This is a genomic window from Pseudomonas sp. HY7a-MNA-CIBAN-0227, assembly GCF_040310325.1.
In the GTDB taxonomy this organism is placed as follows: Bacteria; Pseudomonadota; Gammaproteobacteria; order Pseudomonadales; family Pseudomonadaceae; genus Aquipseudomonas.
The window spans coordinates 312,844-334,525 of sequence record NZ_JBEOPT010000004.1; the positions used below are offsets into that span (position 1 = coordinate 312,844).

Consider the following 21,682-nt stretch of genomic DNA (forward strand, 5'->3'; position numbering starts at 1 on the left):
CAATTAAGTCGAAGTTATGAAGAGCAACTGATCTCCAAATGCTTGCCCCAATCCGGTGGTCGTTGCGCGTATTGCTCCATCCCCGGCTGCTCTTCAAAGGGCTTGCTCAGCACCTCATGCAGCCGGCGAACTTCGGTGTAGTCCCCTGATTCAGCAGCCTCGATGGCCTTCTGCGCCAGGTAGTTGCGCAGGATATACAGCGGGTTCACTGCGTGCATCCGCTCACGCCGCTGTTCTTCACCGCCATTGGCTTCCCGCGCAACACGAGCCTTGTACAGATCAGCCCATGCATCAAAGCCCTTGAGGTCCATGAAGTCATCCCGTAACCGCGCCACGGCCAGCGCAGCGGATTCATCCCCCAGTCGGCGGAAGAACAAGGTGTAGTCAACGCCACTGCCTTGCATCAGTTGCAGCAGGCGCTCCACCAATGTCTGGTCATCCTCTTCGGGGCAGGTAAAGCCTAGTCGACGTCGCATCAGGTCCAGGTAGTGGGCCTGGTACAGCGGCAGGTACAGGCCAAGGGTTTCCCGCAAGGCGTCGACGCTGATAAACGGCGTCAATGCCTGGGCCAATGCACTGAGGTTCCACTGGCCAATCGGCACTTGATTGCTGAACGAGTAACGCCCCTGGTCGTCGGAATGGTTGCAGATGAACTGCGCGTCGAAATCATCCAGAAATGCGAACGGTCCGAAGTCGAAGGTGATGCCAAGGATCGACATGTTGTCGGTGTTCATCACCCCATGACAGAAGCCGTAGGCCTGCCACTTGGCGATCAACTCGGCGTTGCGCTCGACAATCTCGCGGAACATCGCCAGATACGGCTCGGGCTGTTCCTGGCACTTGGGGAAGTGCAGCGACAAAACGTGTTCAGCCAATTGCTTCTGCAGCTCGGGCTTCTTGGTGTAGTAGAAATATTCGAAATGCCCGAAGCGTACATGGCTCGGCGCCAGGCGCAGAACCATGGCGGCGCGCTCCTGTTTCTCGCGCCATACCGGGGTGGTAGAGCCGATCACGCACAGGGCGCGGCTACTGGCAATGCCCAGGGCGTGCAGCGCTTCAGAGGCAAGAAACTCACGAATCGACGAGCGTAATACTGCGCGGCCATCGCCCATGCGCGAGTAAGGCGTCTGCCCGGCGCCCTTGAGGTGCAAGTCCCAGTGTTCGCCGGCTTCGTTGTAGACCTCGCCAAGCAGCAGGCCCCGTCCATCCCCCAGTTGTGGGTTGTAGGAGCCAAATTGATGCCCGGAATAGACCATCGCCCGTGGTTCCGCCTCGGCCCATAGCTTGTGGCCGCTGAACAGTTCGGCGAACACCGGGGTTTCGGCAATAGTGGGGTCAAGGTCGAGCAGGGCCATGGCGGCCTTGCTCGCCACGACCAAGCGCGGCTCGTCGATGGGCTCGGGCAGCACATGGGTCGAGAAGCCGTCGCCCAGACGGGCGAAGCGGTTGTCGAAGGTCAGTTCGTCGAGAGCTTTCAACGGCCATCTCCAGCAGAATGTCCGAGCATTCTGCTGGGGATAGCACGGTTAGTCGAGTTTACTGGTTGGCGGTTGCGGCGCATCTTCAACTTTGCCGAGTGTTGGCTTGGGCGCGTCCTGGTCGCTGACGGGCGCCAGGATGGTCTTGTTGTCGTCTTCCACCGGCACCAGCTTGTATTCCTGGCCGTGGAGGTTTTTCAGGTAAACCTCCATCTGCCTGAATGAGATGTTGATGTGCTGCTTCTTGAACTCGCGGTTGATAAAGCGGTTGACCTCATCGAGCACCGGGTTGCGGTCCCCCAGGTCACGCACGTGCATGCGCAACTCGTGGTCGAGGGTGCTTTCACCGAAATTCAGGAAGTACACGAGGGGTTCCGGTTCCTTCAGTACCCGCGGGTTTTCCCTGGCGGCCTTGAGCAGCAGTTCTTTCACCAGATCCAGATCGGAGCCGTAGTCCACGCCCAGTTTCAGGGTGACCCGGGTGATGGTGTCGGTCAGCGACCAGTTGATCAGTTGCCCGGTGATAAAGGTCTTGTTCGGGACAATGATGTCTTTGCGGTCGAAGTCGGTGATGGTGGTGGCGCGGATGCGGATTTTGCTCACCGTGCCCGACAGGTTGCCGATGGTGATGGTGTCGCCGATGCGCACCGGGCGTTCGAACAGGATCATGATGCCGGAGATGAAGTTGGCGAAGATCTCCTGCATGCCGAAGCCCAGGCCCACCGACAGTGCCGCCACCAGCCATTGCAACTTGTCCCAGCTCACCCCAAGGGTGGACAGGGTTGAGACAAAACCGATACCGGCAATCACGTAGGACAGCAGGGTGGTGGTGGCGTAGGCGCTGCCCTGGGCCAGGTCCAGCTTGGACAGCACCAACACTTCCAGCAGCCCTGGCAGGTTGCGCGCCAGGGCGAAGGTGATGCCGATGATGATCGATGCCCCCAACAAGTCGCCGATGCTGATGGGCACCATGCTGATATTGGCGCCGGTGCCGCTGGTGTATTCGTAGAGGGTGATGTTGTCGAGGTAGGAAAACACCGAGATCAGGTCGGACCAGACCCAGTACAGCGCGGCGATAAAGCCGCCGAGCAGGGCCAGACGGATCAGTCGCATCGACTGTTCATTGACCTGTTCGATGTCCAGGGTCGGCTCCTCGATCACCACGTCGCCGTCACCAGCTTCCTTGGCGGCCTGGCGTTTGGCCAAGGCGCGTGAATAGGCCAGGCGCCGCGCGGCAACCCCCAGGCCACGGACGAAGGTGGCTTCGATCACCAGCCAAAACATCAGCAGGTACAGGGTGTTGATCAGGCGGTCGCTGAGCTTGAGGGCGGTGTAGTAGTAACCGAAGCACACGGCGATAAACAGCGCGACGGGCAGTGCGGTAAATAGCACGCCGACGACCTTGCGAAACAGCGAGGCTTTCTCATGGGTCGGGCTGTTGAGCAGCAGGCGACTGAGCAGCCACGCCATCAGCGCGTAGCAGGTCAGTACCACGGCGATGCCCAGCACATCGTCAGCCAGCGCCGCCGGTTGATGCTCGGCGATGGCCACCACGGCCACCAGCGCCAGTACCACCAGCCCCAGCTTGCGAATCCAGCCTTGGAGGAATTCAACCTGGGGTTTTTCCCAGCGGAAATGTAGCTCGGCCACGCCGCCCGGCGCCAGGATCCGATAGGCGGTGTAGAACACCAGCCACGCCTGGGCGATCTGCAACAGGGCCACGCCAAGGTTGGCGTTTTGCCCGCGGGCGTCGATTTGCAGGGCATAGCCGCATAGCGCCAAGGCTAGCGCCACGGGCATTGCCAGCAGGATATTCACCAGGATCGCCATCGGCGTGTGCCATTGGCTGTCACGCTTGAAGTGGCCGATGTCCAGGTGGAACTTTTTCAGTCGGTCGTACAGGTGGCTGCGTCGCCACAGCAGCGCGCCGATCAACAGCAGCAGCGGCAGGAACAGCAGTGGGCGCTGGGTCAGGCCGTCGTAGAGCTCGCTGATGCTGGAGGCCCAGGGCAGGGTGGTGACTTGTTTTTCCAGGCGCTTGGGCACGGTTTCCAGCCATTCGACGTCTAGCGGCTTGTTGCTGGGGATCCAGAACATCTGTTCGTCGAGGGTCGCCCGCAGGCTGGAAGCGGTGCTGAACAGCTGCTTCTGGTTCAGTTGCAGGGTGATGGATTCGTTGAGGGCGGCGCTCAGTTCGCGGTTCAGCCGTTCCAGCAGGTCGGCGCGGGTGATGGCCAGTTCCAGCAGGGTGCGGCGCAGTTGCGGGGTGACCTGGTCGGCCGGCTGGGTCGCCAGCAGGTTGTCGACGTAGGCGCTGGGCGGGTTGATCAACTCGCGCTGCTGGTTGACCTCAAACTGATACAGACGAATGTTGGCGATGTCGTCCGCCAGGTCGCGGTCGACCTTCAGGCGCGGTAATGCCTGCTTCTGCTTATAGAGAATCTTCGACAGTAACAGGCTGCCCTTGAGCACGTTGATCTGCTCATCCAGTGCCGAGTCGCTTTGGGTCACGGTATCCAGTTGCTGCTTGATTTGCAGGTTCTGCTGGGTCAGTTCATTGAGGCGGTCAGTGCTCTTGAGCAGGTAGTCGGACAGCTTCAGGTTGGCCGAGCTTTCGGTCGCCAGCAAGCTGCTGCCGCCGGACTTCTGCGCTTCGATGGACTGTTGGGTGACGGTTTCCTGGGACTGGGCCAGACGTTTCTGGTTGATCAGGGTTTGCAGGTCCTGGATTTCCTGCTCCAGGCGCGCGGTCTTTTCCTGGACCAGGTCCTGCTGGCTGTTGCCCAGGTCCTGCAATTGGCTGTTGCCCGCCAGTTCCTGGCGACGCAGGGGGATCAAGGCGTTGAGGGCCGCCAGTTCGGCGTTCAGCTGATTGCGCTGGTCGCCGCTGAGGCTTTTGCCGTTGTCCTTGCCTGCCTTGAGGATGGTGTTGATTTGCTGGATGCGCGTCTGGCTGCTGCTGATTTCGGTCTGGGCGCGCTCGGGGCGAGTCTGGGCGGCGATGGTCAGGCTGTTGGCGTCGGCCAGGTCCTTTTGCAGGTCGCCTTGCTGGGTGGTGCGCTGCACCAGCAGTTGTTCGAGTTGCGGGATGGGCAAGGTGGCATAACGCTGGGCGACCGGAATTACCTTGGTGGCCTTGAGCCGGATCAGCTCGCGCTGGTTTTCCGTGGTCTGGCGCGGGGCGTCTGCCAACTGGCGTTTGAGGTCGGCCAGGCGCTGCTCGTAATCCTGCTTGTTGCCGAGCAGCGTCAGGGTTTGCTGCAGGATCGCTTGCAGGGCCTTCATGTCCGCATCGGGCAACTTGCGGTCAGGCAGCTTGTCCAGGGTTTGCTGGACAGCGTCGACGCTGGGTGGGTCGGCGGCGTGTACGGCGCTGACACAAAGGCTTAAGCCAAACAGGGCGGTAGCTAAAAAAGTGCGCAGGGTTGTCATGGATACCGGTCGAGCTAGGTGAAAAATAAGGGGTGTCCTGACGTCGAATGCGCGTCATCGCACCGAAATTTACAGGCAGAGTTTAGAGGAAGAGTCCGGGACCCGTGCGACTTCCTTCGGGGAATCTGACGCCGACTTTGCCGATCTTGTTCCCGTCCATCACTGCGACGGTCCAAATGGTGTTGTTCCACTCCACCTGGTCACCCACTACCGGCGCGCCACCGACTTTCTGGGTGATGAAGCGGCTCAGCGGCATGTCCGGATCGATGCCTTCAAGCTTGAGCCCGTACAGTGCCGAAACCGCGCCCAGCTGGGCGTCGCCTTCCAATACGAAGTCGCCGAAGAAGCGTAGGTCCAGGCCCCGTTGCGGTGCTTGGCTGAACAGTTTGCCGAGGGCCGCGAGGTTGTGTTCATGGCCGATCACGCAGAGCAAATCGTCGACTTCCAGCACCGTACTACCCGACGGATGGAGCAGTTGTTGGCCGCGAAACAGCGCGGCGATGCGCGTACCTTCGGGCATTTTCAGCTCGCGAAGGGCGGCCCCGATGCACCATTTCTCCGCACCGAGACGGTAGACGAACAGCTCCCACTCGCTGGTGACGTGCACTTCCAGGGCTGCCCGGGAAATAGGCGCAGGCTCCGGCGGTACCGTCACTTTCAGCAACTTGGCGACCCACGGCAGGCTGGTGCCCTGCACCAGCAACGACACCAGAACGATAAAGAACGCCAGATTGAAGTACAGCTGGGCGTGGGGCAGGCCGGCCATCAGCGGGAACACCGCCAAAATGATCGGCACCGCCCCGCGCAGGCCAACCCAGGCGATAAAGGCTTTCTCGCGATCATGGAAGGCCTTGAACGGCAGCAGGCCGACCATCACCGACAGCGGCCGTGCAAAGAGGATCATCCACAGCGCCAGGCCCAGGGCCGGCAGGGCGATGGGTAGCAAGTCATGGGGCGTGACCAGCAGGCCCAGCACCAGGAACATGCCGATCTGCGCCAGCCAGGCCATGCCGTCGAGCATATGCAGGATGCCATGACGGCTGCGCACCGGACGATTGCCGATCACTAGGCCGCATAGGTACACGGCGAGGAAGCCGCTGCCGTGCAGGGCGTTGGTCATGGCGAAGATAAACAGGCCGCCGGCAATCACCAGGATTGGGTACAGGCCGTTGGCCAGGTTGATCCGGTTGACCATCTGCAGCATCAGCCAGCCACCACCCAGGCCGATTATGCCGCCAATGCCGAACTCGCGGATCAGGTGGCCCAGCAGGCTCCAGTGCAAACCGGTCTGGCCGCTGGCGAGCATGTCGATCAGGGTTACGGTGAGAAACACCGCCATCGGGTCGTTGCTGCCGGATTCGATTTCCAGGCTGGCGGTGACCCGTTCGTTCAGGCCCTTGCCGCCCAGCAGTGAGAACACTGCTGCCGCATCCGTTGAGCCGACGATGGCGCCGATCAGCAGGCCCTGGATGATGTTGAGGTCGAACAGCCAAGCGGCGGCCATCCCGGTGAGGCCGGTGGTAATCAACACCCCCACTGTCGCCAGCGACAAGGCCGGCCACAGTGCCACACGAAAACTCGCCACCCTTGTGCGCAAGCCGCCGTCCAGCAGGATTACTGCCAGGGCCAGGTTGCCCACCAGATAGGCGGTCGGGTAGTTATCGAAGATGATGCCGCCGCCATCGACGCCGGCGAGCATGCCCACGGCCAGGATGATCACCAGGATCGGGATACCCAGGCGGGACGAAAGAGAACTCACCAGAATGCTCGCACCTACCAGCAACGCGCCGATCAAGAACAGGCTGTTGATGGTCGTCGCATTCAAAGGCAGTACTCCATAAGCAAGAAAAACTGGGCGCAAACTGACCATGCAGTCTGCGTGCCAGTGATTCTAACCTGTTGAATTGCTGCGCTGTCAAAAAGGTTTTGAGGGTGGGTGTTCAGTTCAATTAAAGGCGGAACCGCCCCACCATCCCATTCAGATCCACCGCCAAACGCGACAGCTCACTGCTCGCCGCACTGGTCTGGCTGGCGCCCGTAGCCGATTGCACCGATAAATCACGAATGTTCACCAGATTGCGATCTACCTCACGGGCCACCTGCGCCTGTTCTTCGGCAGCGCTGGCGATCACCAGGTTACGTTCGTTGATCTCGACGATGGCGGTGTTGATGGTGTCCAGGGACATCCCCGCGCCTTTGGCGATGTTCAGCGTCGACTCGGCGCGTTCGGTGCTGTTGCGCATCGAATCCACCGCATGCTCGGTGCCAGACTGAATGCTGCCGATCATACGCTCGATTTCGCTGGTGGACTGCTGGGTGCGATGGGCCAGGGCGCGCACTTCATCGGCGACCACAGCAAACCCACGGCCGGCTTCCCCGGCGCGGGCGGCTTCAATCGCTGCGTTCAATGCCAGCAGGTTGGTCTGGTCGGCGAGGCCACGAATGACGTCCAGCACCTTACCGATATCCCGGGATTCTTCCGCCAGGTTGCCAATCAATATGGCGGTTGCCTGCACATCGCTGCTCATGCGCTCGATGGCACTGACGGTTTCCTGCACCAGGTCACGGCCATCACCGGCGGAGGACGTGGCATTTTTCGAGGCCTCGGAAGTGCTCACCGCATTGCGGGCCACTTCTTCGACGGCGCTGGTCATTTCGTTGACGGCGGTGGCGGCCTGTTCGATTTCATTGTTCTGCTGGGTCAGGCCACGGGCGCTTTCATCGGTGACGGCATTCAGTTCTTCAGCTGCGGAGGCCAACTGGGTGGCCGAGCCGGAAATACGCTGCAAGGTGTCGCGCAATTTTTCCTGCATCTTCGACATGGCGAGCAGCAAGCGTCCGGCTTCGTCGTCGCCATCGACCTTGATTGGTCGCGTCAGGTTGCCTTCGGCGATGTCTTCGGCGGCGCTCAAGGCCTGGGCAATTGGCTGAGTGATGCTGCGGGTCAACAGCCAGGCGAACAGCATGGTTAGCGTGGTGGCCAGGAGCAACAGGGCTACCACTAGGTTGAAGGCCGAATCATATTGGTCTTCGGCCTGCAGGTTGCTGTCGATGGCCATCCTGTTGTTGATGTCCAGCAGGCGGGTCAGGACGGTATTGACCTGTTCGGAGTTGCTCAGCAGCTCGGTGTTGAGCAGTGCGCTCAACTCTTCTACCTGATTGGTCCGGGACAGGCTCTTCATCCGTTCTTCAATCTGGCGGTACTGCCCCAGCAGGCGTATGTATTCATCGTACGCCGCACGCTCTTCGCTGCCCTCAATCAGTTTTTCGTAGGCACCCTGGGCAGTACGGATCTGCTGATTGCGCAGTTCAAAGGCTTCCAGGGTCTTTTGCTGCACATCCGGTTCGCGATTGGTCAGCAAGCGGTAGGACAGCACCCGCAAACGCAGGGTCAACTGAGTGAACTCATCCAGGGCTCGGATGCTTGGCACGCTGTTCAAGGTGATGTCTTCGGTCACCGCGCGAATCTTGCTCATCTGGTTCAGGGCGAATACACCGAGAAACAACATGAGCGCACCAATGAGCGCGAAGCCGAGAAACGCTCGCGGAGCGATATTCATATTACGAAGAGACATGCTGTGATCCTGGGTAAAGCGCGATCGGCGCGCTTTGAGACGGGTTGTCCATGACCTATCGGTCATACGACTAAAGTCTTGATGGGGTGTGCGTTTTTGTCGCAGTTGAGGGGTGTTGGAGTGGATTCAGGAACCAGATGGTACAAAAGCAGTCACTAAGGCTCCAAAGCGTGGCTTGACCCGTATAATCAAGGCCCCGCGCCAGGATATCCCTGGCTTCCAAGGTGAATTTTCTTTATCGTCACCGCCCTTTTAAAAAGCCCGAGAAATCAAAATGTTAGAAGCATCCCTCAGCCAGCTGGAACAACTTGTCAGTGACCTCGTACAGCAGAACCAAGACCTGCTGGGCACCAATGAAAGCCTCAAGGCAGAAATGGCCCGCATCAAGGATGAGAACGACAGTCTGCAACTGAATCTGATGGAACAGGAAGAAAAGCAGGGCGCCGCCGCCGCGCGTATTCAAGCGTTGGTTGAGCGTGTGAGCGCAGGTCCTGTCAGCGCATGAATCAGGGCGCCGAGGGGATAAAGGTCGTTTCGATTCTCGGTGAGGATTATTCGATCAAGGCACCTGACGGGGAAGGCAGCACCCTGATGAGCGCCGTGACGATGCTCAAGGCGTCATTGGCCACCACCAAGAAAAAGTACCCGACCCTGATCGGTGACAAATTACTGGTGCTGGCGGCGTTGAACCTGTGCGCCGAGCAGATCGAAATGCAAAAGGGTCACCAGCAGGCACTCGACCGTTACCAAGAGCAAGTCAGCGCCACGGTCGAGGTGATTTCCAAGGCCATCGGGCAACCCTGATTTGCCCGGTTAGAACCACTCATCCTGCATACCCAGGCACGTATCATCCCGTGCCTCAAGAATCGCCAGTTCATGATGGCAGCCCGGTACTTCCCATGTCAGGAAGTACCGGGCCGCTTGCAGCTTGCCTTTATAGAAGGCGATATCCGCTGCATTGCCCTTCTCCAGTCCTTCCTCGGCACGAATCGCCTGTTCCAGCCAGCGCCAGCCGATCACCGTATGCCCGAATACTTTCAGGTACAGCGCCGAGTTCGCCAGGCTACTGTTGACCTTGCCCTGGGCGAGGTCGGTCAACAACCCGAGGGTAACGCTCTGCAGGCGCGTCACCAGTTGCTCCAAAGGTTCGCGCAGGGCTGTGAGTGACGGATATTTCTGCGTCCTGGCGCCGGTCTCGGCGATCAGGCGAATCAGTTGCTTCAAACCCGCGCCGCCGTTTTGCGCCAGTTTGCGCCCGAGCAAATCCAGGGACTGAATGCCATGGGTACCTTCATGGATCGGGTTCAGGCGGTTATCGCGGTAGTACTGTTCCACCGGGTACTCACGGGTGTAGCCATGGCCGCCGAGTATCTGGATCGCCAGTTCGTTGGCCTTCAGGCAAAACTCCGATGGCCACGATTTGACGATGGGCGTCAGCAGGTCCAGCAGCTCATGGGCCTGCTTGCGCTCCGTTTCGGTTGCCAGGGTGGTGGTGTCATCAAACAGCCGCGCCGCGTACAGGCCCAGGTCGAAGGCGCCCTCCACGTAAGCCTTTTGCGTCAGCAGCATGCGCTTGATATCGGCGTGCTGGATGATCGAGACCGGCGCGGTGTTCGGGTCTTTACTGTCCGGCAGGCGGCCTTGCGGACGCTCGCGGGCGTACTCCAGTGAATACAGGTAGCCGGCGTAACCGAGCATCACCGCGCCCATGCCGACACCGATTCGCGCTTCGTTCATCATCTGGAACATGCAGCTTAGACCTTGATGGGGTTTGCCCACCAGATAGCCGACACAGTCGCCGTTATCGCCGAAATTCAGTGCTGTGGACGTGGTGCCGCGCCAGCCCATCTTGTGGAACAGCCCGGCCAGCAGCACGTCATTGCGTTTGCCCAGGCTGCCGTCGTCGTTGACCAGGAATTTGGGCACGATAAACAGCGAAATACCCTTCACTCCGGCTGGCGCGTCTGGCAGCTTGGCCAGCACCATATGTACGATGTTTTCCGACAGTGGGTGATCGCCGCCGGAGATAAAGATCTTATTGCCCTTGAGTCGGTAAGTGCCGTCAGCCACAGGCTCCGCGCGGGTGCGGATATCCGATAGCGATGAGCCGGCGTGGGGCTCGGTCAAGGCCATGGTGCCGAAGAAACGGCCCTCGATCATGGGTTGCAGGAAGCGTTGTTTCTGCTCCTCGGTGCCGAAGCTTTCGATCAGGTTGGCTGCGCCCATGGTCAGGAATGGATACGAGGTCGAGGCGGCATTGGCCGACTGGAAGTGGGCGAAACAGGCCTGGGACAGCAAGGTTGGCAACTGCATGCCACCGGCTTCGAAACTGCGGGCGGCGTTGAGAAAGCCTGCTTCGAGGAAAGCATCGACGGCCGATTTCACTTCGGGAATCAGAATCGCCTGACCGTTCTCATAGCGCGGCTCGTTCTCGTCACCCTTGCGGTTGTGCGGGGCGAAGAACTTCTCGGCAATGCTGCGGGCGGTGCCGATGGCGGCGTCGAAGGTTTCGCGGTTGTGTTCGGCAAACCGCTCACGCTGGGTCAGGCCCTCGGCATCGAGGACTTCGTACAGCTCGAAAGCCAGATTGCGGGAACTGAGCAGCATCTCGGACATGGCGGCTTACCTGTGTGGGAATGGGCCGAGTCTAAGTGCGCAAATAGAGGCTGGATAGCAAGATTGATGTGGGTGATGGAGGGGCAGAACGAGGCGATGATTACATCAGTATAGTGAGTGGGTCGTTGTGGCGAGCGGGCTTGCCCGCGTTGGGCTGCGTAGCAGCCCCAAAACCAGTCACCGAGTGTTTTCAGGTAGATCTCGATGGCTGGTTTTTGGAGCGCTTCGCGCTCCAACGCGGGCAAGCCCGCTCGCTACAACAAGCACTTTATTTAACCGATAGTCATCAAGCTGGCGTTACCGCCCGCCGCCGCGGTGTTAACACTCAACGCCCGCTCAATCACCAGGCGCTCCAGGGCAATCCCGGTTTCGCCCGAAGACAAGCCATGAACCCCGACAATCGCCCCGCCCCGCTTGGCCACTTGCTGGCAAACCCCGCGTAGTTGGTCGCAGTCGCCGTGATGCAGGACGGCATCGAACACGGTTTCGTCCTTGGTCCAGTCGGCCACCAGCTTGATCTTCGCTTGAATTTCCTTCGGCAAACGTGCGAACAGTGCCTTGGTCAATTCAGCTTCCGGCCACACCGCCGAGCTGCCTACAGCCAGCACGGCAGCCAGTTGTGTTAGCAAATCGCCTTCCACTTCCGCCAGGCACAATACGTGCTCACGGGGCAGGATGGCGTAGCTGTTGCGCTCGCCGGTCGGGCCAGCTAGCAGGCGGGTGATACCGCTTTGCGATTGCGTAGCGAACTGCACGCACAACGCGCTCAGTTCCACCAGTTTGCTGCTGTCAGCCCAGGCTTGCAGGGCGCTCAAAGGCTTGCTCATGGCATCGCGCAGGCGAACATCCGGTGCGGCCAGTGCATCCCCACGAACGAAGGATTGCTCGATCGCGTCCGTAGGGCGAGTCGACAACAGACGGTACAGGTACAGCGGGCCACCAGCCTTCGGTCCCGTACCCGACAAACCTTCGCCGCCAAATGGCTGCACGCCGACCACTGCACCGACGATGTTGCGGTTGACGTAGACGTTACCGGCATGGACGTTGTCGATCACCTTGGCGATGGTCTCGTCGATACGGGTGTGCACGCCCAGGGTCAGGCCGTAGCCGGACGCATTGATCTGTGCGATCAGTTGGTCGATCTCTTTGCGCTTGTAGCGCACCACGTGCAGCACCGGGCCGAAAATCTCCCGTTGCAGCTCGTCGAAGCTTTCCAGTTCGATCAGGGTTGGCATCACGAAGGTGCCGCGTTTGACTTCTTCGCCGTCGGCAATCGCTACCTGGTACACGGTGCGACCTTTGTCGCGCATGGCCTGGATATGCTTCTCGATGCCAGCCTTGGCTTCGGCGTCGATCACCGGGCCGATATCTACGGATAGGCGCTCAGGGTTGCCGAGGCGGCATTCAGCCATCGCGCCTTTGAGCATTTCGATCACGCGATCTGCCGAATCTTCCTGCAAGCACAGTACGCGCAGGGCCGAGCAGCGTTGACCGGCACTGTCGAAGGCCGAGGACACCACGTCGATGACCACTTGTTCAGTCAGCGCCGAGGAGTCGACGATCATTGCGTTCTGACCACCGGTTTCGGCGATCAGCGGAATCGGACGGCCCTGGGCATCCAGGCGACCAGCGACATTGCGTTGCAACAAGCGCGCGACTTCGGTGGAGCCGGTGAACATCACGCCCTTGACGCGATCATCACCCACCAGGCGGGCACCGACGGTTTCGCCCTGGCCCGGCAGCAGTTGCAGCACGCCTTGCGGGATACCGGCTTCCAACAACAGGCGCACGGCCTGGGCGGCGACCAGCGGCGTTTGTTCCGCAGGCTTGGCCAGTACCGGGTTGCCGGCGGCCAATGCGGCAGCCACTTGGCCACTGAAAATCGCCAGCGGGAAGTTCCACGGGCTGATGCAGACCACTGGGCCCAATGGGCGGTGGGCATCGTTGGTGAAATCGTTGCGTGCCTGCACCGCGTAGTAACGCAGGAAATCCACGGCTTCGCGCACTTCGGCGATGGCGTTGGCGAAGGTCTTGCCGGCTTCGCGGGCCAGCAGGCCCATCAGCGGCTGGATTTCGCCTTCCATCAAGTCGGCGGCACGCTCAAGGATCGCGGCGCGTTCGGCGGGCGGAGTGGCCTGCCAGATCGGCGCGGCCTTCAGGGCACACTGGATGGCGTTGTCGACGTCTTCGACGGTCGCTTCCTGCACGTGGCCGACCACGTCACGGTGATCGGACGGGTTCAGCACCGGAGCAGCAGCTTCGTTGCTCGACGGGCAACCGAGCATCGGTGCGGCTTTCCAGTTGTTATGCGCGGAAGCCAGCAGGGCGCAGGACAGCGACGCCAGACGGTGTTCGTTGGCCAGGTCGATGCCCGCGGAGTTGGCGCGCTCGGCACCATACAGGTCACGCGGCAGCGGGATACGCGGGTGCGGCAGACCGAGGCCGCCTTCCTGCGTCGCCATCCGCTCGATGCTGGCCACTGGATCGGCCACCAGCGCCTGAATCGAGATGGACTGATCGGCAATCTGGTTGACGAACGAAGTGTTCGCGCCGTTTTCCAGTAGGCGACGCACCAGGTACGCCAACAGTGTTTCGTGAGTACCGACCGGTGCGTACACGCGGCACGGACGGTTCAACTTGCCTTCTGAAACTTTGCCTACAACTTGTTCGTACAGCGGTTCACCCATGCCGTGCAGGCATTGGAACTCGTACTGGCCGGGGTAATAGTTCTGACCGGCAAGATGGTAGATCGCCGATAGGGTGTGGGCGTTGTGGGTGGCGAACTGCGGGTAGATGACTTCCGGTACCGACAGCAGTTTGCGTGCGCAGGCAATGTAGGAAACGTCGGTGTACACCTTGCGGGTGTATACCGGGTAGCCTTCCAGGCCTTCCACTTGGGCACGCTTGATTTCGCTGTCCCAGTACGCGCCTTTTACCAGGCGGATCATCAGGCGATGACGGCTGCGACGAGCTAGGTCGATCACGTAGTCGATCACATACGGGCAACGTTTCTGATAAGCCTGGATCACAAAGCCGATGCCGTTCCAGCCGGTCAGTTGCGGCTCGAAGCACAGGCGTTCCAGCAGGTCGAGCGACAGCTCCAGGCGGTCGGCTTCTTCGGCATCGATGTTCAGGCCAATGTCGTATTGCTTGGCCAGCAGGGTCAGGGACAGCAGGCGCGGGTACAGTTCGTCCATCACGCGCTCGTATTGGGCGCGGCTGTAGCGAGGGTGCAGTGCCGAAAGCTTGATGGAGATGCCCGGGCCTTCATAAATCCCGCGACCGTGGGAGGCTTTGCCGATCGAGTGGATGGCTTGTTCGTACGAGGCCAGGTACTTCTGCGCGTCGTGTTCGGTGAGTGCTGCTTCACCGAGCATGTCGTAGGAATAACGGAAGCCTTTGGCTTCGAACTTGCTGGCGTTGGCCAGGGCTTCGGCGATGGTTTCGCCGGTGACGAACTGCTCGCCCATCAGGCGCATGGCCATATCGACGCCCTTGCGGATCATCGGCTCGCCGCTCTTGCCGATAATGCGGCTCAAGGACGAAGTCAGGCCTGTTTCGTTGTGGGTGGCGACCAGTTTGCCGGTTAGCAGCAGGCCCCAAGTGGCAGCGTTGACGAACAACGACGGGCTGTTGCCCAAGTGCGGCTGCCAGTTGCCGGTGCTGATCTTGTCGCGGATCAGTGCATCGCGAGTGCCTTTGTCCGGGATGCGCAGCAGCGCTTCGGCCAGGCACATCAGTGCCACGCCTTCCTGGGACGACAGGGAGAATTCTTGCAGCAGGCCTTGCACGATACCGGCCCGGCCGCCTGCGCTCTTCTGATTGCGCAGTTTCTCGGCAATCGAGGCGGCCAGCTTGTTGGTGGCTTCAGCCATTTGCAGCGGCAGGCGAGCCTGCTCGATCAGCATCGGCACCACTTCCGGCTCAGGGCGGCGGTAAGCGGCGGTGATCGAGGCGCGCAGTACCGATTGCGGCAGGATGCTCTCGGCGAACTCCAGGAAGCACTGATGGGCGTGGTCGTTCTGGACCTCACCGGCATCGTCGGCGTCCTTGCTGCTCAAGCCATTGAGCTCATTCAGGGTTGCACCACCCTCAAGTTTCTCCAGGTAATTGAAAATTGCCTGCTTGATCAGCCAGTGCGGCGTGCGATCAATGGAGGTCGCGGCGGCCTTGAGGCGTTCGCGGGTTGGGTCATCAAGTTTGACCCCAAGGGTGGTCGTAGCCATATTTTTATCCTCATGGGTGCCACTACTGCGCGGCATTAGCTGGCGGCAAGATTAGCTTCGCGCTGAAAGAGGTGCAACCGGGTGCAACCCTTTTTTCTCGGAAAAGAGCGCTGCTCGTCAGGAAAAAATCTCAACTCGACCAAATCGGCTTTTGTTGGTGCATTTGCTTCTGGATTTTGCTGTTTTTACTCCGAAAAGGAGCAAGAACAAGCCGTTTGCCGAAAAAAACAGCGAGGTGCAACTTATTCTCAAAAAACTGGTTGCACCTTATTTGCTTTGTTGAATAGCATTCGCGGCCAAGGTGCAACCAGCTGTAAAGTTCGGTTCATCGGCTGATGGCTTTCCTGGGGAAACGTCAGTCATAAATGCGCGGCATGCAGCTTCGTCTACCAACCTAAATCGTTGGTAGCCGTCCTGACAGACCGCCGCTACATAAAAACAATGCCAGGGCGTAACTCAATGAGTGTAAGTAATCCCACCTTGATCACGTTTGTGATCTACATCGCGGCAATGGTGCTGATCGGCCTCATGGCCTATCGCTCCACCAACAACCTTTCCGATTACATTCTTGGCGGTCGCAGCCTCGGCAGCGTGGTTACCGCGCTCTCGGCCGGTGCCTCGGACATGAGCGGCTGGTTGCTGATGGGCTTGCCCGGCGCGATCTATATGTCCGGCCTGTCGGAAAGCTGGATCGCCATCGGCCTGATCGTCGGTGCCTACCTAAACTGGCTGTTTGTCGCCGGTCGCCTGCGGGTACAGACCGAGCACAACTGCGACGCGCTGACGCTGCCGGATTACTTCTCCAGCCGTTTCGAAGATAAAAGTGGTCTGCTGCGCATCATCTCTGCGGTGGTGATCCTGGTGTTCTTCACCATTTACTGCGCTTCCGGCATCGTTGCCGGTGCCCGCCTGTTCGAAAGCACCTTCGGCATGTCCTACGAGACCGCGCTGTGGGCCGGTGCTGCTGCGACCATCGCCTACACCTTTGTCGGCGGCTTCCTGGCAGTGAGCTGGACTGACACCGTACAAGCCACGCTGATGATCTTCGCGCTGTTGCTGACGCCGGTCATCGTGCTGCTGGCCACCGGCGGCGTCGATACCACGTTCCTGGCGATTGAAGCGCAGAACCCTGACAACTTCAACATGCTGAAAAACACCACCTTCATCGGCGTCATCTCGCTGATGGGCTGGGGCCTGGGTTACTTCGGCCAACCGCACATCCTGGCGCGTTTCATGGCGGCGGATTCGGTGAAGTCGATTGCCAATGCCCGACGCATCTCCATGACCTGGATGATCCTGTGCCTGGGCGGCACCGTGGCGGTGGGCTTCTTCGGTATCGCCTACTTCTCGGCACACCCGGAAGTCGCCGGTCCCGTGACCGAGAATCCTGAGCGGGTGTTCATCGAACTGGCCAAGCTGCTGTTCAACCCATGGATCGCTGGCGTGCTGCTGTCGGCCATCCTGGCTGCCGTGATGAGCACCTTGAGCTGCCAGTTGCTGGTGTGCTCCAGCGCCCTGACCGAAGACTTCTACAAAACTTTCCTGCGCAAGAACGCTTCCCAGGTTGAGCTGGTGTGGGTCGGTCGTGCAATGGTGCTGCTGGTTGCGTTGATCGCCATCGCCATGGCCGCCAACCCGGAAAACCGTGTACTGGGCCTGGTTAGCTACGCCTGGGCCGGTTTCGGCGCTGCGTTCGGTCCTGTGGTGCTGATCTCGGTCCTGTGGAAAGGCATGACCCGCGACGGCGCACTGGCCGGTATCCTGGTCGGCGCGATCACCGTGATCGTCTGGAAGCACTTTGAGTTGCTCGGCCTGTACGAAATCATCCCAGGCTTTATCTTCGCCAGCCTGGCGATCTACTTCGTGAGCAAGATGGGCGCGCCGAGTGCTGGCATGGTTGAGCGCTTTGATGCGGCCGAGAAGGATTTCAAACTCAACAAGTAATGGTTCTGGTGGGGCATTGATTGCCCGCTGAATTAAAAACGGCCCACATTCTTTGGATGGCGGGCCGTTTTTTATGGGCGTGATTCAGGCGGGTGATCCGAGGACTCAGGCGCTCGCAGTGTAGGGATTTACTGAATTGCTCGCCGCGCGTTCAGTTCGGTAAATGGCTGGTGCAGAATCCCTCGCCTATCACTCGCAGAGAAACACCGGATGTTCGCTCCTGCCAATCAAAGTGCCTTTACCCTGACCCTCGATGGTGTACCCAGCGACCTCAAGGTCCTCGAATTCAGAGGGGAGGAAGCCATCAGCCAGCCCTACTGCTTTGATCTGGAGCTGGTCAGCGAACAGCCAGACCTTGATCTGGAAAGCCTGCTGCATCGTCAGGCTTTCCTTGGCTTCGACGCTCAGGGGCATGGCATTCATGGTCTGCTCTACCGGGTTGCTCAAGGTGACGCGGGCCGTCGGCTGACCCGCTATCAGATCAGCCTGGTGCCGCAGTTGACCTATCTGAAACACAGCAGCCACCAGCGTATTTTCCAGCACAAGCGCGTGCCACAGATCATCGCGCTGGTGCTGGAGGGGCAGGGGATTCAGAGCGATGCCTTTGAGTTCCGGGTGGGGGGTGTTTATCCCGAGCGTGAGTACTGCGTGCAGTTCGATGAAACCGACTTGGCGTTTGTTCAGAGGCTGTGTGCCGAGTCGGGAATTCACTATCACTTCCAGCACCGCCCAGAGGGCCACCTGTTGGTGTTTGGTGATGACCAGACTGTGTTTGCCCAAGGTGACCAGCCAACCCAATACGCGCCCGGTTCCGGGATGGTGGCTGATACACCGGTGATCAACCGCTTTTCGGTGCGTCTGGAGACCCGGACAACGGGTGTGAACCTGCGCGATTACAACTTTCGAAAACCGCGTCTGGAGCTGGAAAGCGAAGTCCTCGGTGAGCAGCTTCCTTCTCTGGAAGATCACGATTATCCAGGCCACTTTACCGATCGTCCCCACGGCAAATACCTGGCGAAACGCGCCCTGGAGCGTCACCGCAGCGACTATTGGCTGGCTCATGGTAGTGGTGATCAATCGTCGCTGGTGAGCGGCCAGTTTCTCAAACTGGCAGGGCACCCTCGCCAGGAGTGGAATGATTTGTGGCTGGTGACGCAGGTGACCCATGAGGGTAAGCAACCCCAGGTGTTGGAGGAGTCTGTTACCGATACGGCGGATGATGGTTGGTGTCAGGGTTATCGCAACCAATTCACCGCCACGCCTTGGGATGTGCCATTTCGTGCGCCTCTGCCGGCACCTCGTGCGCCGATCTGCGGGTACCAGAACGCGGTAGTCACCGGGCCTGTGGACAGTGAAATTCACTGCGATGAATACGGTCGGGTCAAGGTGCAGTTGGCCTGGGACCGAGGCGGTGCATACGACGAGCATTCAAGCTGTTGGCTGCGGGTTGCCAGCGGTTGGGCTCATGAGCATTACGGCGCAGTGTTGATCCCTCGGGTGGGCATGGAGGTGTTGGTCGGTTTCATCAATGGTGATGCCGATATGCCGCTGGTGGTTGGCTGTCTGGCCAACGCGGCGACGCTGGTGCCCCTAGATCTGCCGGCAGACCAAACCCGCAGCATCTTCCGTAGCCAAAGCAGCCCCGGTGGCGGTGGCTACAACGAACTGCGCATCGAAGACCGCAAGGGCGCCGAGGAAATCTACCTGCGTGCCCAGCGCGACTGGACCCAGCACGTGTTGCACGATCAGCGCCTGCAAGTGGATAACCGGCGCAGCGTGAAGGTCAGTGGCCAATCGCGCCATGAGCTGCACGGTGAGGAACAGCGCATTACCCATGGCAATCGCCTGACTGAACTCAAGCAGGATGATCATCTGGTGATTGCCGGGGCACAGCAGGTGCAACTGGCCAGTCACTCGCTGCAGGCGGGGCAGAAGATTCACTTGAGTGCCGGGCAGCAGATTGTCGTCGACGGGGGCGCCAGCGTGACCCTGCAAGCGGGAGGCCAGTGGATTACGGTGTCGGCGGGCGGGATTTTCAGCAGCTCGCCGATTCAGATTGGCGGTGCGCCCCAGGCAGGGGTGGTGACTGCGCCATTGCTGCCAGGTGTCCAGAAGGCTTTGTTGGCCGTCCTGGCGGCGCCGTTGAGCGTGGCACAGGTAGTGAGCCTCAAGCGCCGCGCGCCGTTTTGTGAGGAGTGCGAGCGCTGCAAGAGCGGCGTGTGCAACTCCCCGCCGTATCGTGGCGCGCCGTTGAGCGGAGCCTCTTTATGACCAGCCCTCGTGATTGGCTGGCCCGCGAACCTTTGCAGGCCGGTGAGCAGTTGTTCGCCATATTGGGCAATGCCAGCCAATGCAAACCGGTTGAGGCCTGGCGGCTGGCCGGCGGCGGCTTGCCCAGTTCCGTCTGGGCCAACAGCGAGTATGGGGCGTGGGAGGAGGTCATGCCCTATGTCGCGGTGGTTGTCGCTGACAGTCCCTTTCTTGATTGGGTCGCTGAATGCGAGGCCGGCGACTGGGGCTGGCTGGGCGTATCGTCCTGCCCTTTACAAACCGTTGTCGATCATCTGCGCAGCCTGACCAAGGTGCTGTTGCCAGAGGGGCAGGTGGTGTTTTTTCGCTTTTGGGACGGGACGTATCTACTGCCTGTCCTGGAGGCGCTCGGGCCTGAGGCGGGTGGGGTGATTCCCGTATTCGGGCGGTATTGGATCAATGGTCAACACCATGCAGTTGCCGGAGCATTGGCAGGCGCTGTGGGGACCAGCCCTTGGTGGGAGGTTCCGCCACAGGTTCTCAAGCAGTTGGGCGAGCATTCGACCGCTCCTCTGGTGGACAACCTGCTGCAATGGCTGGAAGAGGAGCGACCGGACCTGCATCAGGCGTTCGCGATCACGACCTTGAAGCACAAGGTCGCGTATTTTGTGCGCAAGCCTGGCGGTGATCAGCGGGCGTTGGCCGCCTACCTCACCGCCGAGCTGGGTTGATCAGGCATTGAGCGACTGCTGCAAGTCCTCGATCAGGTCTTCAATAGCTTCAATACCCACCGACAGGCGAATCATTTCTGGTCTGACGCCGGCCTTGGCCTGTTCCTGCTCATTCATCTGCCGATGGGTCGTGGAGGCAGGATGGCAAGCCAGGGACTTGGCGTCGCCGATGTTCACCAGGCGCTTGAAAATTTGCAGCGCATCGTAGAAGCGCACGCCGGCATCAAAGCCGCCCTTCAAGCCGAAGGACAGAATCGCCGAAGGTTTGCCCTGCATGTATTTCTGTGCCAGATGATGGTGTGGGTGATCCGGCAGGCCGGCGTAGCTGACCCACTCGACCTGCGCATGACCTTGCAGGAACTGCGCAACCTTCAGCGCGTTCTCGGTATGGCGCTCCATGCGCAGCGCCAGGGTTTCCAGGCCTTGCAGCAGCAAGAAGGCGTTCATCGGTGCCAATGCCGCACCGGTGTTGCGCAGCGGTACGGTACGGGCGCGGGCGATAAACGCCGCCGGGCCGAATTTTTCGGTGTAGACCACGCCGTGATAGGCCGGCTCCGGTTGGTTCAGGCCGGGGAATTTTTCCGGATATTTCGTCCAGGGAAAAGTGCCGCTGTCGACGATCACGCCACCCAAGGAGTTGCCGTGGCCGCCAACGTATTTGGTCACCGAGTGCACGACGATGTCGGCGCCGAACTGGATCGGCTTGCACAGGATCGGCGTAGCCACGGTGTTGTCCACCATCAGCGGTACACCACGGGCGTGGGCGACGTCGGCCAGGGCTTCGATGTCGATGATATTGCCCGCCGGGTTGCCGATACTTTCGCAGTACACCAGCTTGGTGTTGTCATCGATCAGCTCGGCGATGGCCTCGGCCGAATCGTCTCGGGCAAAGCGCACGTCGACACCGAAACTCGGTAGCAGGTGGGCGAACAGGGTATAGGTGCCGCCGTAAAGCTGTGGAGTGGTGACAATGTTGTCGCCGGCGCGGGTCAGGGTCTGGATCGCATAATGAATCGCCGCGCTGCCAGCCGATACGGCCAAGGCAGCAATCCCGCCTTCCAGGGCTGCCATGCGTTGTTCCAGCACGTCATTGGTGGGGTTCATGATCCGCGTGTAGATGTTGCCGGGAACATCCAGGTTGAACAGGTCGGCGCCGTGCTGGGCGTTATCGAATTCGAAGGCGACGTTCTGGTAGATCGGCACGGCAACGGCCTTGGTGGTCGGGTCCGACTTGAAGCCGTGGTGCAGGGCGATAGTGGCGTCTTTCATGAGCGTTGTTGACCTCCTTGGAAATGGTTTATGTACTGGGGGCTACTGCGCAGCCTAACGCGGGCAAGCCGGCTCGCCACAATAAGCGCGCTGCCGCGCTGTATTTAGATTGTTTTCAGAGATGCGCCTGTGTTTGCGATATAAGCACCACCTGGCGCGCA

The 21,682-nt window shown here is 60.2% G+C and carries 13 protein-coding genes and 1 pseudogene; 6 read left to right on the plus strand and 8 right to left on the minus strand.

Features of this window, described 5'->3' with window-relative positions; genetic code table 11:
• Positions 1-14: 14 nt before the first annotated feature.
• From selO to AAEZ06_RS28545, 5 genes and pseudogenes are all read right to left on the minus strand, one after another.
• Positions 15-1,478: a protein adenylyltransferase SelO gene (selO, locus tag AAEZ06_RS09520; protein ID WP_350614021.1), complete on the minus strand. Its 1,464-nt coding sequence runs from the start codon at positions 1,476-1,478 to the stop codon at positions 15-17.
• Between the two features lie 48 nt (positions 1,479-1,526).
• Positions 1,527-4,910, minus strand: a complete 3,384-nt coding sequence (mscK, locus tag AAEZ06_RS09525; protein WP_149411222.1) for a mechanosensitive channel MscK — start codon at positions 4,908-4,910, stop codon at positions 1,527-1,529.
• Between the two features lie 82 nt (positions 4,911-4,992).
• A complete protein-coding gene (locus AAEZ06_RS09530) occupies positions 4,993-6,735 on the minus strand; it encodes a potassium/proton antiporter (RefSeq protein ID WP_149411221.1) in 1,743 nt (580 codons plus the stop codon).
• 124 nt (positions 6,736-6,859) lie between these two features.
• Positions 6,860-7,732 carry a methyl-accepting chemotaxis protein gene (locus tag AAEZ06_RS28540; protein WP_502948028.1) on the minus strand — a complete coding sequence of 291 codons (873 nt, stop codon included), beginning with the start codon at positions 7,730-7,732 and terminating at the stop codon, positions 6,860-6,862.
• Positions 7,715-8,551, minus strand: a pseudogene (locus tag AAEZ06_RS28545) (MCP four helix bundle domain-containing protein); the annotation flags it as partial. The pseudogene AAEZ06_RS28545 and the gene AAEZ06_RS28540, both read right to left, overlap by 18 nt.
• A gap of 208 nt (positions 8,552-8,759) precedes the next feature.
• Between AAEZ06_RS28545 and AAEZ06_RS09540 the strand changes: the two are divergent.
• Entirely contained in the window at positions 8,760-8,990 is a 231-nt protein-coding gene (locus tag AAEZ06_RS09540; RefSeq protein WP_149411219.1) for a hypothetical protein, read from the plus strand.
• Positions 8,987-9,289, plus strand: coding sequence for a cell division protein ZapA (locus AAEZ06_RS09545; protein ID WP_149411218.1), 303 nt, complete (start codon positions 8,987-8,989; stop codon positions 9,287-9,289). The genes AAEZ06_RS09540 and AAEZ06_RS09545 overlap by 4 nt, the downstream gene beginning before the upstream one ends.
• Before the next feature lie 9 nt (positions 9,290-9,298).
• Here AAEZ06_RS09545 and AAEZ06_RS09550 read toward each other — a convergent pair whose 3' ends face one another.
• A complete protein-coding gene (locus tag AAEZ06_RS09550) occupies positions 9,299-11,101 on the minus strand; it encodes an acyl-CoA dehydrogenase (protein WP_149411217.1) in 1,803 nt (600 codons plus the stop codon).
• A gap of 272 nt (positions 11,102-11,373) precedes the next feature.
• Positions 11,374-15,327 carry a trifunctional transcriptional regulator/proline dehydrogenase/L-glutamate gamma-semialdehyde dehydrogenase gene (gene putA / locus AAEZ06_RS09555; protein ID WP_350614027.1) on the minus strand — a complete coding sequence of 1,318 codons (3,954 nt, stop codon included), beginning with the start codon at positions 15,325-15,327 and terminating at the stop codon, positions 11,374-11,376.
• 81 nt (positions 15,328-15,408) lie between these two features.
• On the opposite strand from putA, the gene AAEZ06_RS09560 reads away from it, so the two are divergent.
• From AAEZ06_RS09560 to AAEZ06_RS09575, 4 genes are all read left to right on the plus strand, one after another.
• The gene (locus AAEZ06_RS09560; protein WP_350614029.1) at positions 15,409-15,663 is read left to right on the plus strand and encodes a hypothetical protein; all 255 of its coding nucleotides are present in this window, start codon (positions 15,409-15,411) and stop codon (positions 15,661-15,663) included.
• A 123-nt stretch (positions 15,664-15,786) separates the two neighbouring features.
• Complete coding sequence (gene putP, locus AAEZ06_RS09565) at positions 15,787-17,271, plus strand: sodium/proline symporter PutP (protein ID WP_350614031.1); 1,485 nt, start codon at positions 15,787-15,789, stop codon at positions 17,269-17,271.
• A gap of 210 nt (positions 17,272-17,481) precedes the next feature.
• A complete protein-coding gene (locus tag AAEZ06_RS09570) occupies positions 17,482-19,542 on the plus strand; it encodes a type VI secretion system Vgr family protein (RefSeq protein ID WP_350614033.1) in 2,061 nt (686 codons plus the stop codon).
• The gene (locus AAEZ06_RS09575) at positions 19,539-20,252 is read left to right on the plus strand and encodes a DUF4123 domain-containing protein (RefSeq protein ID WP_350614035.1); all 714 of its coding nucleotides are present in this window, start codon (positions 19,539-19,541) and stop codon (positions 20,250-20,252) included. Before AAEZ06_RS09570 ends, AAEZ06_RS09575 begins: the two co-directional genes overlap by 4 nt.
• Here AAEZ06_RS09575 and AAEZ06_RS09580 read toward each other — a convergent pair whose 3' ends face one another.
• Positions 20,253-21,521: an O-acetylhomoserine aminocarboxypropyltransferase/cysteine synthase family protein gene (locus tag AAEZ06_RS09580; RefSeq protein WP_350614037.1), complete on the minus strand. Its 1,269-nt coding sequence runs from the start codon at positions 21,519-21,521 to the stop codon at positions 20,253-20,255. It abuts the gene before it with no gap.
• Positions 21,522-21,682: the final 161 nt, after the last annotated feature.